This window comes from Sinomicrobium halophytocola, assembly GCF_052983395.1.
Map to the genome: position 1 here is coordinate 303,303 of NZ_JBRKIT010000042.1, position 14,866 is coordinate 318,168.

Annotated in this window: 13 protein-coding genes; 9 read left to right on the forward strand and 4 right to left on the reverse strand. The window is 42.4% G+C overall.

The features are described from left to right. Positions 1 to 10 precede the first annotated feature (10 nt). A complete protein-coding gene (locus ACVBDY_RS19645; RefSeq protein WP_447177167.1) occupies positions 11 to 775 on the reverse strand; it encodes an exodeoxyribonuclease III in 765 nt (254 codons plus the stop codon). Between the two features lie 134 nt (positions 776 to 909). Continuing rightward, positions 910 to 2,226: an adenosylhomocysteinase gene (gene ahcY, locus ACVBDY_RS19650; RefSeq protein ID WP_447177168.1), complete on the reverse strand. Its 1,317-nt coding sequence runs from the start codon at positions 2,224 to 2,226 to the stop codon at positions 910 to 912. Positions 2,227 to 2,404: 178 nt separating this feature from the next. Here ahcY and ACVBDY_RS19655 point away from each other — a divergent pair, with 178 nt between their 5' ends. The 8 genes from ACVBDY_RS19655 (at position 2,405) to ACVBDY_RS19690 (ending at position 9,046) form a co-directional block, all read left to right on the forward strand. Beyond that, entirely contained in the window at positions 2,405 to 3,031 is a 627-nt protein-coding gene (locus ACVBDY_RS19655; protein WP_447177169.1) for a 4'-phosphopantetheinyl transferase family protein, read from the forward strand. An 83-nt stretch (positions 3,032 to 3,114) separates the two neighbouring features. Beyond that, positions 3,115 to 3,375, forward strand: coding sequence for a thiamine-binding protein (locus tag ACVBDY_RS19660; protein WP_447177170.1), 261 nt, complete (start codon positions 3,115 to 3,117; stop codon positions 3,373 to 3,375). Beyond that, entirely contained in the window at positions 3,359 to 3,997 is a 639-nt protein-coding gene (gene pnuC / locus ACVBDY_RS19665; protein ID WP_447177171.1) for a nicotinamide riboside transporter PnuC, read from the forward strand. Before ACVBDY_RS19660 ends, pnuC begins: the two co-directional genes overlap by 17 nt. Next, positions 3,952 to 4,509: an ATP/GTP-binding protein gene (locus ACVBDY_RS19670; RefSeq protein ID WP_447177172.1), complete on the forward strand. Its 558-nt coding sequence runs from the start codon at positions 3,952 to 3,954 to the stop codon at positions 4,507 to 4,509. Before pnuC ends, ACVBDY_RS19670 begins: the two co-directional genes overlap by 46 nt. A gap of 32 nt (positions 4,510 to 4,541) precedes the next feature. Then, the gene (locus ACVBDY_RS19675) at positions 4,542 to 6,101 is read left to right on the forward strand and encodes a DUF4301 family protein (RefSeq protein WP_447177173.1); all 1,560 of its coding nucleotides are present in this window, start codon (positions 4,542 to 4,544) and stop codon (positions 6,099 to 6,101) included. Between the two features lie 328 nt (positions 6,102 to 6,429). After that, the gene (locus tag ACVBDY_RS19680; RefSeq protein ID WP_447177174.1) at positions 6,430 to 6,726 is read left to right on the forward strand and encodes a hypothetical protein; all 297 of its coding nucleotides are present in this window, start codon (positions 6,430 to 6,432) and stop codon (positions 6,724 to 6,726) included. A 617-nt stretch (positions 6,727 to 7,343) separates the two neighbouring features. Continuing rightward, positions 7,344 to 7,475 (forward strand): hypothetical protein, encoded by a 132-nt coding sequence (locus ACVBDY_RS19685; protein ID WP_447177175.1) that lies wholly within the window; start codon positions 7,344 to 7,346, stop codon positions 7,473 to 7,475. A gap of 221 nt (positions 7,476 to 7,696) precedes the next feature. Beyond that, positions 7,697 to 9,046, forward strand: coding sequence for a sigma-54-dependent transcriptional regulator (locus tag ACVBDY_RS19690; RefSeq protein WP_447177176.1), 1,350 nt, complete (start codon positions 7,697 to 7,699; stop codon positions 9,044 to 9,046). A 27-nt stretch (positions 9,047 to 9,073) separates the two neighbouring features. Here the strand turns inward: ACVBDY_RS19690 and ACVBDY_RS19695 are convergent, their stop codons facing one another. Further along, positions 9,074 to 11,560 carry a hybrid sensor histidine kinase/response regulator gene (locus ACVBDY_RS19695; protein ID WP_447177177.1) on the reverse strand — a complete coding sequence of 829 codons (2,487 nt, stop codon included), beginning with the start codon at positions 11,558 to 11,560 and terminating at the stop codon, positions 9,074 to 9,076. 522 nt (positions 11,561 to 12,082) lie between these two features. Between ACVBDY_RS19695 and ACVBDY_RS19700 the strand changes: the two genes are divergently transcribed. Next, positions 12,083 to 14,215, forward strand: coding sequence for a TonB-dependent receptor (locus ACVBDY_RS19700; RefSeq protein WP_447177251.1), 2,133 nt, complete (start codon positions 12,083 to 12,085; stop codon positions 14,213 to 14,215). A gap of 75 nt (positions 14,216 to 14,290) precedes the next feature. Here ACVBDY_RS19700 and ACVBDY_RS19705 read toward each other — a convergent pair whose 3' ends face one another. Next, complete coding sequence (locus ACVBDY_RS19705; protein ID WP_447177178.1) at positions 14,291 to 14,740, reverse strand: Rieske (2Fe-2S) protein; 450 nt, start codon at positions 14,738 to 14,740, stop codon at positions 14,291 to 14,293. Positions 14,741 to 14,866 lie beyond the last annotated feature (126 nt).

A 14,866-nucleotide genomic window follows, 5' to 3' on the forward strand; every position in this document is an offset into this window, starting at 1 on the left:
TTACAGGTTTTTATACGTTCAATTCTACCAGTATAGGGCAATGGTCACTGTGTTTTGCCTCTGGTAATATAACGGCCCTTTGCAGGTTTTCTTGCAGGGGCTTGCTTACCATATTATAATCGATACGCCATCCTTTATTATTGTTACGGGCATTGGCGCGGTAACTCCACCACGAATAATGATGTGGGTCTGCGTTAAAGTGACGGAAACTGTCTATAAACCCACTGTTTATAAAATTGTCTATCCAGGTCCTTTCTACGGGAAGAAAACCGGAGACATTGGCATTGCGCACCGGGTCGTGGATGTCTATGGCACGGTGGCAGATATTGTAATCGCCTGAAATGACCAGGTTTGGCTTTTCCAGTTTTAACCGGTTTATATATTCCTGAAAATCGGCCATGTACTGTAATTTATGATCCAGTCGTTGAATGTTTGTCCCGGAGGGCAGATAGAGGCTCATAACAGAAACACCATTAAAATCGGCGCGGATATTTCTTCCCTCGGCATCCATATAATCTATCCCTGTTCCGAATTCCACATGGCCCGGTTGTATCTTGGACAGAATGGCAACTCCGCTATATCCTTTCTTTTCGGCACTAAACCAGTAGTGATAAGGATAACCGACCTTTTCAAAAAGAGAAAGATCTAACTGATCCATTCTCGCCTTGGTTTCCTGGATACAGATTACATCGGGATCAGCGCTTTGCAGCCAGTCGAGGAAGCCTTTGGTTAGTGCTGCCCGTATACCGTTTACATTATAGGAAATGATCTTCATGAAATTGTTTTATGCTAAATTAAAGAATACGGAGTTTTTCTCCGTGAAAACAGGAGATAAAATTTAAGGCTGCTTCAAAATTGTTTTGAAACAGCCTTATCTGATTTATATGTGGTAATTCAGGTGCTAGTAGGTTAGTACCTGTAGTAATCAGGTTTATACGGACCTTCTACGGTAACTCCAATATATTTTGCCTGGTCCTCGTTCAGGGTTTCCAGTTCCACACCTATTTTTTCCAGGTGGAGTCTGGCCACTTTTTCGTCGAGGTGTTTGGGCAGGGTGTATACTTTGTTCTCGTACTGGTTTTCATTTTTCCACAATTCTATCTGTGCCAGGGTCTGGTTTGTGAAAGAATTACTCATCACAAAACTCGGGTGCCCGGTAGCACATCCCAGGTTTACAAGTCGTCCTTCGGCCAGCAGTATAATATCGTTGCCGTTTACGGTGTATTTATCTACCTGGGGTTTGATGTTCACTTTAGAAGCCCCGTGGTTTTTATGCAGCCAGGCAACATCAATTTCGTTGTCAAAATGACCGATATTACATACGATGGTTTTATCCTTCATTTTCTCGAAATGACGGCCTACCACGATATCTTTATTTCCAGTTGTGGTAATAACAATATCGGCTTTGGCTAACACGGTCTCCAGTTTTTTCACCTCATAACCGTCCATGGCAGCCTGAAGAGCGCATATGGGGTCTATTTCCGTTACCGTAACAATGGCCCCGGCTCCACGGAAAGAAGCTGCGGTTCCTTTTCCTACATCGCCGTAGCCACAAACCACAACGCGTTTCCCGGCGAGCATCACATCGGTGGCCCGTCGGATAGCATCTACGGCACTTTCGCGGCAGCCGTATTTGTTGTCGAATTTGGACTTGGTTACCGAGTCGTTAACATTGATAGCGGGAAGCGGCAGGGTGCCGTTATTCATTCTTTCGTACAAACGGTGAACCCCCGTAGTGGTTTCTTCCGAAAGCCCTTTGATCCCGGGAACCAGGTCCGGATAGCGATCCAGTACCATATTGGTAAGATCTCCGCCATCGTCCAGTATCAGGTTCAGGGGTTTACGGTCTTCTCCGAAAAACAGTGTTTGTTCGATACACCAGTCAAATTCCTCTTCATTCATACCTTTCCATGCGTAAACCGGTATTCCGGCAGCGGCAATGGCTGCTGCTGCATGATCCTGTGTGGAGAAAATATTACAGGAACTCCAGGTGACCTCTGCTCCGAGGGCAACCAGGGTTTCTATAAGCACGGCAGTCTGTACGGTCATATGCAGACAACCTGCAATACGTGCCCCTTTGAGAGGTTGTTCTTTACCATATTCTTCACGGAGCGACATCAGGCCGGGCATCTCGGCCTCTGCCAGTTCTATTTCCTTTCTTCCCCAATCGGCCAGTGAAATATCTTTCACTTTATATGATACGTAGGGCGCTGTTTTTGTGTTCATAGTCGTATATTTGTTTTTTGAGCGGTTTATGTCTCCTTTCCGGAAAAAAGGAAAAGAAGGGACAAAGTTACATAATAACTTTATCTAAGTAAAATATAGCAGCTATATAGTTCGGTTATACCAACTTCAGCTTGTATTGTCAAATGCCCGAAGGGGCTTTCAGAACGGAAACCTTTATATGCCTCTGTATAAAACCATAGCGGTAAACGCAAATACTACCATACGGATCTGGAAAATTGAAGAAAGCTACGAGGAACTTCTACAGAATATAAATCCCACACAAAAATGCCTGCAACGTGTGGATTCCATGAAATCAGATATTCATCGCAGGGGTTTTTTAAGTGTCCGGCAATTGCTGAAAGAAGCCGGATATGAAGCAGAAGCCTTGTTTTATGATGAAAACGGGAAACCGCATCTCAAAGATGGTAAATACATCTCCATTACGCATTCTTTCGAATTTTCTGCTGTGATCATCAGCGATTTCCCTGTGGGTATCGATATTGAGAAACAACGGGAAAAAATTACGATCATAGCCGATAAGTTTGTAGATTATGAGTTCGGCTACCTCAGCGATAAGGAACTGGTGCGTAAACTTACTATTATATGGTGTGCCAAAGAGAGCCTGTACAAGGTTTTTGCAGTTCGGGGAATAAGTTTTAAAGATCATACGAAGGTTATTCCGTTTGTTTTGGAGGAAGGTAAAACTGCCGCATGGATACATTACGAAGGGCAAATAAGGAAATATCGGGTGCCGTTTCTGGAGTTCGAAGGATTTAGTTGTGCCTATGCCCTTAGAGAGCTATAACAGCTGAACATAGAAAGCATGCATTACGGAAAAGTTGTACCGGATAACCGGGCAAAATAATTAATCAGTAAGTATAAAATCACATGAAAATTTCAGTAGAACTTACATTGACCCCGTTACAGGACGAATATGAGGATGCTATTATCCACTTTATCAAAAAACTCAGGGCTTCCGGGCTGACGGTATTGGAAAATCCGTTGAGTACACAGGTATATGGCGATTATGATAAAGTGATGACCCTGTTGACCACGGAAATAAAAGAAGCCTTTGACTTGGTGGAGAGAGGGCTGTTGTATATGAAGATCGTAAAATCGGATCGCAGCGATTATGAACCACATTTTTGATTGGGCTTTTGCCCAGTATGAGAATGTTCCGCTGCACCTGATAGCATTGGAGGTTATTGCTATGGTCTTTGGCCTCCTGAGTGTGCTGTATTCCAAGAGGGAAAATATACTGGTTTATCCTACGGGAATTATAAGCACGGCCATTTATGTGTATATTCTGTGGGTCTATGGACTGTTAGGAGATATGCTGATCAACGGGTATTATTTTTCTATGAGTATCTATGGTTGGTATTTCTGGACCCGAAAGGTCGATGCCACCCATTTTATACCGGTTACGACAACTACTCTTAAGGAAAAACAGTGGTCCGTTATACTTTTTGTACTTACCATAGGGTTTGTATTCGGCGTTTACAAAGTTTTTGATCACTGGGACAGCTGGACGGCCTATGCCGATACTCTTACCACGGCTATTTTCTTCGTGGGAATGTGGCTCATGGCGCGAAAGAAACTGGAAAACTGGATATATTGGATCATAGGAGACCTTATTTCCGTACCGCTTTATATGTATAAAGGACTTGTATTTACTTCATTGCAGTACGCTGTTTTTACGGTAATAGCCATATTCGGATATTTAGCATGGAAGAAAAACTTAAACAAAAGCCCGGAGACCTTATTAAGATAGCGCTTATCGGACCGGAATCTACCGGGAAGACAACACTGTCCAGGCAACTTGCCGCCCACTACAATACGTTATGGGTGCCCGAATACATGCGGGAATACCTTCAAAAGAAATGGGATCGGGAACAGAAAACCTGTGAACCGGAAGATATGTTGCCTATTGCGGAAGGACAGATGCTTATGGAGAATAAAAAAAGTGCACTTGCGCATACCTTATTGTTTTGTGATACAAACCTGCTGGAACTGAAAGTGTATTCGGAGATTTACTATGGTGAATGCGACCCGGACATAGAAAAATTTGCCTTACATAATAAGTACGATTTATACTTTTTGACGTATATTGACATTCCCTGGGAAGAGGACGATTTGAGAGATAAACCCGGAGAGCGGGAGCCGATGTTCCGGTATTTTAAAAATACTTTAGAGGAGTATAAAAAGCCTTATGTTGTTTTGAAAGGAAATGAAGAAGAGCGCCTCATGGAAGCGATAGGGCATGTAGAACACCTCATGAAATAAAAAACAACTTAACCCAAAAGCAAAAAACGACAATGTTTACTGAAAAAGATCAGCTACTACTTCAGGAAAAAGGAATAACCGTAGAACAGGTAATGCAGCAAATAGAGATTTTTAAAGAAGGCGTACCTTTTGTCCATCTGTTAGAGTCTGCTACAGTAAATAACGGAATTGTATCCGTTTCCGAAAGGGACAAGCAACATTTTATATCTCTTTATGATCAAAAAAAGGACGGCCTGGAGATAATGAAATTTGTGCCGGCTTCGGGTGCGGCAACCCGTATGTTCCGGGCATTGTTCCGCTTCCTGGAAAGCTTTAATCCCGGAAAAGATACTTTTAATACTTATGTGAACCGGGAAAAAGCCCAGGACATGCAAACCTTTTTCGTCGGGGTAGAAAAACTTCCCTTTTACGACCAGGTCATGCAAAGCCTTAGAGAAAAGGACCCTGATTTTGACCGTTTGTCCGATGACAGGCAGAAATATCTTTTCGTTAAGGAAATGCTGTCCGAAGACGGATTTGACTATGGCGCTTTCCCTAAAGGGCTTTTACCCTTCCACAAATATAAGACACATAGCGCTACGGCCTTTGAAGAACATTTATATGAAGCGGCACTTTATGATGTTTCCAACGGAGTGGCAAACCTGCATTTTACCGTTTCAGAGAAGCATGCCCGTAAATTCGATGCGGAATTCAATAATATAGAGAGTTACGTGGAGGAAAAGAGCGGGGCTTCTTTTACTATTTCCTTTTCTTTCCAGAAAAAATCTACAGATACCATTGCAGTTACGCCCGAAGATAAACCCTTCCGGAATGAAGACGGTTCATTATTGTTCCGCCCGGCCGGGCACGGGGCACTGATAGAGAACCTGAACGACCAGGAGGCGGATATTATTTTTATAAAGAACATAGACAATGTGGTAGTGTACAGGTATAAGCACGAAATGGCCGATCATAAAAAGATGCTGGCAGGAATATTGTTAAAATACCGCGAAAAAGTATTCGCTTATGCCAGGATGCTCGATGAAGAAGAAGTGACCGCACAACAAATCGATGAGATCAAATCTTTCCTGTACGAAAAACTCAATACTTTAACTGCCCCGGACTTCCATAAATACACCAGGAAATACCAGATAGAACACCTTATGGAAAAGCTGAACAGGCCAATAAGGGTATGTGGTATGGTGAGAAATGAAGGAGACCCCGGGGGAGGGCCTTTCTGGATCAAAGATGAAAACGGTAAAATTTCCCTGCAAATTATAGAGTCGGCACAGATAGACAAGAGTAGTAAACGACAAGTTAAAATACTTAATGGGGCTACCCATTTTAATCCTGTAGATATCGTATGCGGAATAAAGAATTATAAAGGAGAAAAATATAATCTTCCGGACTTCGTCGATCCGAAACAGGCCTTTATTACTTCCAAGACCAAAGAGGGGAAGGAGTTAAAGGCTTTGGAACGCCCCGGGTTGTGGAATGGCGGTATGGCTTTCTGGAACACGGTTTTCGTCGAAGTTCCGCTGATCACCTTTAACCCGGTAAAAACAGTGAATGACCTGTTGAAACCGGCCCATCAGGTGAAGAAGGAAGGATAATCTTTATGTCATCTCAAATTTCCCACACAATACATCCCATTGAGCAGCTTTCCGGGAAAGGAAATATGCCAGTGGGATTTTTTAATTCGTAAAGGGTTTATTATCAGTTTGTTTTGAAGGGGGGATGTGTAATCGTTACACACTATTGTATAGGTTTCCACGAGATTCTACACACATCAGGACTTTTGATAATTGACCTTGAGAACTTTAAGCTATTCATAGTCAGTATTTTATTAAAATTTTGACAAATACGTATAAAAAGGGCACTATAATTTCATAATACAAAACATAAGAATTGAAAACAAGTATAATCTTAAAACTCAGTATTATGAAAAAGTTAGTTTTTGCTTCAGTATTAGCGTTAGGAAGTCTTACCACAATAGCAGCTACCACTCCAGTGCTTCATGATGGAATAATGGATGTTGTTCTTCAGGAAGAGTACACAGAAGTATCTGCCGATGATGTGCCTCAAGCTGTAAAAGACGCTTTGGCAGCAGATTTCCCGAATGCTACTTTGGACAAGGCCGCTGTGAATGAAAACAAAGAGTACAAACTGGATATTACCGTTGATGGTACTGCCGCTGTATTGTATGCCAGCGAAGATGGAGAATGGATTCAGAAATAGGATAAGTCCCCTCTATTATATACACTTGATTTAGCTAAAAGAAAGGTCTCCTTCGGTGGCCTTTCTTTTTTTTATTTCGAATCCATATCAGTGCCCGTTTCTTTAACAGGGACATGGCGCCGGATCAAGGGCAAAAGTAGTCGAGGTTTTTGCTTGGTAATTCTGAGTTATTTCTACATAATAATCAATTGTATTTTGCAGTTGGAGAGATCTTTTCCTGTATTTATATAAATGTTATGTTCCCTGCACCTTCTGAATTCCCTTGATAAATATTTCAAATTTTGAGTTCTTGAGTCTTTCCATCCTTTTAATTCTCTGTTACCATATTAGTTATTTATAAGCTTGTAGCTTTTGTAATTGGTCTGTAAGTTATATAGGTTATAGTCCGATAGGGAGTCCCTGTGTGGCTGCGGGTTGATCGCTGTTTATGTATAAAATTTACACACTGCCCCGGGCATTACACATGAGGCATTACACACTTTGTAAAGTGGTATATTTTTGAGTTGATTGTAATGTGTTATTTGTCAGTATTTTGTATTTCGTTCGTAGTGAAGTTACAGAATGGCACTATAATTTCATTAGATAAAACAGATTATGGTACAATAAACCTGAGAAGAATGCAGACAAAGCAAAATGAATTCGAAGGAATAAGAATAAAGGTTAGTACTATAAATAAAGGGAATGATTGTTATGCAAAAAGGGAACGGCAGTTAAATGCCAATAATAACGGTGAGTGGATACAGAAGTGATTTTGTGTCCAAGATTAGGTTGGTTAGTAAAAGGGACCGCGGAGGCGGTCTCTTTTTTTTTATTTTTTTAACGAGCGAAATGGTTTTAAGTGTTTACTTTTGTGAAACAGCGGGTTTGACCGGAAAATCACCAAGAATTTACGGACTTTACCAATACGGATATAAAATGTATCTTTAAGGCAGCAATATCCTGATGTTAGATTACTTAATTTAAATATTTGATGCCCAATATCCTTATTATAGAAGATGATGTGGCCTTTTGCAAGGTGCTGGAAAAATTTTTGAACAAGAACGGACACGATATTTCCACCAGTTTTTCCGCCATGGAGGCCAAAAGTAAAATAGCAGCGCAAACATTCGACCTGATTATTACGGATTTACGTCTACCTAATTATGACGGACTGGACTTACTCAGTGAAATAAAACAGGATTTTCCCATGATCCCCGTCGTGCTTATGACAGGTTATGCAGATATAAATACTGCTGTCAAGGCCATGAAAAAGGGAGCTTTCGACTACATCTCCAAACCGTTCAACCCGGATGAAGTGCTTTTAATTATCAATAAAGCATTGCAGGAAGCCAAAGAAAATCCGTCAGAGAAAAAACAACCCTCTGCAAAAGCGGAAGTGCAGTCACCGGACACGCGCGAGAAGTTTGTTGCAGGTGCCAGCTCAGCTTCCAGAAAACTCAATCAATATATAGATCTTGTCGGGCCAACGGATATGTCCGTTTTAATTATCGGGGAAAGCGGGACCGGAAAGGAAGTTGTCGCCAAAGCCATTCACAATAAAAGTTCCAGGTCCGGAGAAAATTTTATAGCGGTAGACTGCGGGGCGATACCGAAGGAGATCGCTGCCAGCGAATTTTTCGGGCATGTAAAAGGATCGTTTACCGGTGCGGTAAACGATAAGATAGGACATTTTGAAGCAGCTAACGGAGGAACTATTTTCCTCGATGAAGTGGGAAATCTTTCTTATGAAAACCAGATACAGCTTTTAAGGGCGTTACAGGAAAGAAAGATCAAAAGAATAGGAAGCAGCAAGGAGATAAAGGTGGATATACGACTTATCACCGCGACTAACGAAGATCTCCAGGCGGCAGTTCGCAAAGGAGATTTCCGGGAAGACCTTTATCACCGGCTGAATGAATTTTCCATTAATGTTCCTAGCTTATCCCAGAGAAAAGATGATCTCATGGTTTTTGCAGACCATTTTCTGGATTTTGCCAACAGGCAACTGGGGAAAAATATTTTAGGATTTTCTTCCGCGGTGACTGAAGCATTTCAAAATTATAGCTGGCCAGGAAATATCCGGGAATTACAGAATGTAATAAAGCGCGCTACCCTGCTCACCACTTCCGAATATATCCAGGAAGATGCACTTCCACAGGAAATTTTCAAACCGGAGAATCAAAGGATGGAGTATAGTTTCTTTAAGACCGAGAACGAAAAGGAAATGATACTCAACGCGCTTCGCGAAACCAATAACAACAAGAGCAAGGCCGCGGAACTATTGAAGATGAACCGAAAGACCCTGTACAATAAGCTGAAACTATACAATATAGACCTCTAGTTTTTTCTTGTTCCGATACTTGTAATATCATGCCACTTCCTCCCGAAGTTCCCGGAGTATGGAAGGTATTTTGTCCTGTAGCTCCCTGGCGTATGTTTCCGCTTCTTCATTGGAGGTACCCTGCCGGTAGAATTCCAGTATTTCCAGTGTTTCAGCAACATCCCACGCCTCTATTTGTTTAAACATGGACAGCATTTTATGCGCCGTGTGTTTTACCCCTTCTATATCTTTATCCCTAAACTGAGCGGTCAGTATCTCCATATTTTTTTCTGTAGCGTCTATGAAGGTCTGCAAGATTTCTTTCAGCGCTTCTTCGTCATTTTGCAGTAGTTTGCGCAGTGTTTCCAGGTTGTATAATCCAACATCGTCAGCAGGGGTATAGATTTCCTTCCTGACAGGGCTTTGAAATTCTCCCGCTTCCATGTTGTTTTCTCCGAGAAGTCCGGAAATAAGTTCGATCAGAGCGCCCGGAGCAAAAGGCTTTTGGATGACAGCGGCAAAACCGGCCTCTATATATTCTTCGGTATTCAGGTCTGCTCTTCCGGTAATGGCGATTACCGGTTTTTTGGTATTGCGGAAGTTTTCGTCGTTATGGAGAGCTTCAAGGAATAGAAATCCGTTCATTTCCGGCATTTGAATATCGGTAAGTATAATGTCAAAGTCATTTTTCTTTATATAATCCAATGCCTTCGATGCTTTGGAAAACGCTTTTACGTTGCACGATTGTTGTTTCAGGATTTCGGAAGTAAGACTGAGCACGGATTCATCATCATCTATCAGTATGGCTTTGACCTTGGTTTGAAGCTTGGGAGCTACCGATTTTGGCGGGGTTATTTTATTGGCTTCTTCGGCTGGTATTTGGAGGGGGAGCTTTAAGGTAAAAGTACTGCCTTTTCCTTCTGTGCTGCTCAATTCGAGGGTGCCGTTAAGGAGGGTTGCCAGCTTTTTGGAGATGGTAAGTCCAAGCCCGGTCCCGCCGTATTTTTTCTCTATGGCACTTTCTGCCTGGGTGAATTCGTTGAAAATGATCTCCTGCTTGTCTTTTCGTATTCCTATACCCGTGTCTTGCACATCGATCCGGACCCGGTATGTATTACCGTATTTTTCCAGCACTCCGGCTTTGATGAGAATATGGCCCTTTTCCGTAAACTTATAGGCATTCCCAATGAGGTTGGTGAGTATTTGTTTAAGGCGGAACGGATCGCCCGCCAGATTGCGTTTCAAGCGCCCATCCAGTTCTATGATCAGTTCAATGGATTTTTTTGAGTATAGGGGGCGGGTGCCTTCTGCCGTGTCTGTTATAATATTCTCCAGGGAAAACAAGGTGTTTTCTATTTTAATTTTGCCTGCTTCCAGTTTGTTGTAATCCAGGAGGTCGTCTACCAGGCTGCTCACGTATTCGGAGGCGTTTTTAACCCGCGAGACATATTGCTCCTGTTTTGGGTTGATCTCTGTATTGTGAAGAAGGTCTGTGTATCCTATAATAGTGCTCAGGGGAGTCCTCAGGTCATGACCCACAGTATAAATAAGCTGTTCCCGGCTTTTTAAGAGTTGTTCCGTAGTGCTCTTGGCTTTTTCCAGCTGTTTCCTGTAAGATTGGCTTTTCCAGAAATCATTCAGAATAAGGTAGGAAAAGAAAATAGCGAGCAAAAGCCCTATAACGGCTGCAATGGTGATAACCCGTACAGTATTTTTCAGGGCCACATCCCTTTGCCGGTTTAGTGTATTCGTAGTGTTTATGATCTCACTTTCAAAAGAGGACAGGATCTCCCGGAGCTGCTGGGAAATAGTGATGTCATTTCTCAATAGTTCGCTTTCCTTGTTGCTGAGGGTCCTTTTTATTTTCAGGGATTTCAGTTTTAAATCTTTTAGAAGTTGTTTGGAAGCAGTTAAAACGGAATCTGCTACTTTTTCCCTGTCTGAAGGATCAATATGGTCTTTTCGGTAGTTGTTAATAAGGTCAACCCATGCCTGCAAAGAATCTCTTTGGGGTTCCCTAAGTTGTTCTGTATTGTCAAAGACATTCTCTACGGTAGCCATTCCTACGGAAGATTCCATCTGGGTAATTTCCTGGATGGCTTTTTCAAGGGAAACATCAGTTTCATCCCTTCTTTTAAGCGCCCGGAGTTCCCGGATATTGTCTACTTTTTTATCCAGCAGGATTTTTACACTATCCAGTAAGTTCAGAAGCCCTATTTTATTTTCATTATCAATTAATGGCTTTAGAGAGTCTATTTCCTCATACAGGACAGCGGTTTCATCCATAAAAGCGTTAAAGTTGCTGGGAGAGGAAGATTGCAGTGTTATCCTTGCCAGGCTTTCCGTTTCGTAAAGATGGGTTATGAGAGAACTGGTCCTAAGTAATTTTTTGCTTTCGAAAGTATTGGTGTTCTGATTTTTTGTAAATATCTGGAACTCTGCATATATAAACCAGCCTACAGCCATAATGAGTATGGCCAGGGCAATATAACTCAAAAGTACCTTGTAAGTAATTGTGCTTTTTTTGGTGCTCATATGACAAAAATAGGAATACGGGAGTAAAATCCCGGCATACGGGAGCAAAGTACAAAGTTCCTGCCAAACTTTTATGTGTGTGTAATTTATTTTTGAAATGAGAGATTATTAAAAAAACCGTGTTACGGTATTGAAAATACATTTTTACCTTGTAATTTTGCAGAGCTCAAATATCTCAAAGGGGTGCTTAAACTCCGTCGTAAGATGTACAGAACACGGCGGGGGCAAGCTGAGATCATACCCATAGAACCTCGAACAGGTAATGCTGTTTAGGGAGGGCCGGATGTCCGGAAATTTAAATTTTCGGCCTTCGGGAAGCCATATGGCACACGGGGATTTTTTAAATTAAGTAAAAAAAGAATCTCTCCGGCCGAAGACAATCGATTTTTTAACCGAGGAATAATGACCCCTTTTATTCGTACAAAATTGTTACGAATGAATATGTTGTATGGATTTTTGAATGACGGAAAACTAATCTCTTCCAAAAGTTTTTTAACCCTTATTGTGCTGGTATGTTTTGTTATGTATGCCGGGGCTCAGGAAGAAAAAGAGAAGGATTCTGCGGTGTCCGAACTGGTGTCCCTGGATGAGGTTTTGGTTTCGGCCGTCAGGGTTACCGCCCAGAGTCCGGTAACTTTCAGCAACCTGAATAAAACGGAGATGGCTCCGCGAAACCTGGGACAGGACATTCCCGTACTTATGAATTACCTGCCTTCGGTAGTGACTACCACAGATGCCGGTGCCGGAGTAGGATACACCGGTATCCGGGTGAGAGGGAGCGATGCGACCAGGGTGAACGTTACGATCAACGGGATCCCTTATAACGATTCGGAATCACACGGGACTTTCTGGGTGAATATGCCCGATTTTGCTTCGTCCGTAGAAAACCTGCAGTTGCAGCGGGGAGTAGGGACTTCTACCAACGGCGCCGGAGCGTTTGGCGCCAGTCTGAATATGCTTACCGATGTGGTTTCCGAAGAAGCGAGCGGGGAGATATCCAATTCCTATGGTAGTTTTAATACCAGGAAACATACGGTGAAGTTCAGCACGGGAAAACTGAACGACCATTTTGAAATGGCAGGACGCCTTTCCGTAATACGTTCGGATGGGTATATAGACAGGGCTTCGTCCGATCTGAAATCTTATTTTCTGCAAGGCGCCTATGTTAGCGATAACACCCTTATCAAAGCACTGGTATTTGGTGGGCACCAGACAACATACCAGGCGTGGAATGGTATAGATGCGGAAACCCTAAAGAATAACAGAACGTATAACTCCGCAGGGAAATATACGGATGCCGAAGGAAATGTCCGTTTCTATGACAATGAAGTGGACGATTATGCTCAGGATCATGCCCAGCTGCACTGGAACCAGAAGTTATCTGATAACTGGAGTACCAACCTCGCATTCCACTATACGTACGGAAGGGGGTATTTTGAACAATACCGGGAGGATGATTCTTTTTCCGATTACGGATTAACGCCCATTATTTCGGAGAATGACACGATAAACAGCACGGACCTTATTCGCCGCAGGTGGCTGGATAATGATTTTTACGGGACTACCTTTTCCGCACACTATGAAGAGGATAATATAGACTTTATTGTCGGGGGTGCGTGGAACAAATACGAAGGAGATCATTTCGGGGAGATTATCTGGGCACGTTTCGCTTCTCAAAGTGAGATTCGTGACAGGTACTATGATGATTTTTCCCAAAAAACAGATTTCAATGTTTTTGCAAAAGCGAATTATCAGATTGACGAACACTGGAATCTTTTCGGGGATGTGCAGTACAGAACCATCCGGTATGAAGCCAACGGGGAAGATACCGGTCTGGTAGACGACACCTTCAATTTTTTTAATCCCAAAGCGGGGATTACGTATACGCTTAACCCGAACCACAATTTTTATTTTTCCTATGCCAGAGCGGGGCGGGAACCTAACAGGAATGATTATGAGGACGGAAACCCCAGGCCGGAATACCTGAACGATTTTGAACTGGGATGGCGTTATTTGTCCGGAAAGGTCAAACTCAATATAAATGGGTACTATATGCGATATAAAGATCAATTGGTGCTTACCGGCCAACTCAACGATGTAGGAGCCCCTGTCCGGGAAAATAGCGGGGACAGTTATCGTCTGGGACTGGAAGCCGATGCTGTCGTATTCCTGTCCGATAAGTGGGTGTTAAGGCCTAACGTGGCATGGAGCGATAACAGGAATGTCGATTTCGTCTTCCGTCGCGATGGGGAATTGCGGGACCTGGGGAACACCAGTATCGCTTTTTCTCCGAAGGTTATAGCCGGAAACATACTGACATTCCTCCCTGTGGACAATCTGCAACTTTCTTTTCTTTCCAAATATGTAGGAGAGCAGTATATGGGAAATATAGATGCCGAAGGCTCTAAACTGGATGATTATTTTGTGAATGATTTTAATGTGCAGTACGAAATAAAAACCAATACGATCTTTAAATCAATTATTCTGAACGGCCTGGTGAATAATATTTTTGACGTCAAATACGAATCTAACGGTTTTTTTTACACCTATGACAGCGATCGGATTAATCCGGGAAGTATAACCACAGTAGAAGAGGCCGGTTATTATCCGCAGGCAGGAATTAATTTCCTTGTAGGTGCTACACTGAAGTTTTAGAAAGTATTATCTGGAAAGAGCCCCCCGTGTCACACCCGAGTGCCGCGAGGGGCTCTTTCCAGATAATATCCTTTCTTAATTGTTATACACCCTCACAGTACTCCCGCTTACCTGGGTTTGGTAGAACAGCAGGTCGTAGGTCCTGTCTTCCGTATCCGGCCTGTTCAGCATTTGTCCGTTAAACAGGTTGTACTCATAATCTTCGCATGGGCATATACAATTGGTGCCCCCTTTTATTTCCATAGTAGAACAATCGTTGGGGGAATGGTTTGGGCAGCTGGCTTCCCAGGCGTAGAAACCACCACCGGTGTTTATTACAAAAATACCCCTGAGCCCTACGGATGCATTATCGATATAAATGGAATTTCCGGGTGTATTCAGGCTGTTGTACAGTGGGAGGTTCATATTGATGTCAAAACTGAATTCAGTTTCCAGCAGGTAAGGATTTCTTTCCCTTGAATTATCACTACAGGAACAGATAAAAAATAAAAGAAGAAGGGCAGTTATATATACTTTTGTTTTCACGGATACAGGTTTTAGTCGTTTTTCAAAACAGATGTAAAGGTAAAAAGTTTATGCTATAAAACGTTCCGGCAATCTTAGTATTGTTTGAAGGCACGGAATTAAAATTATCTAAAAATTTGTATATTT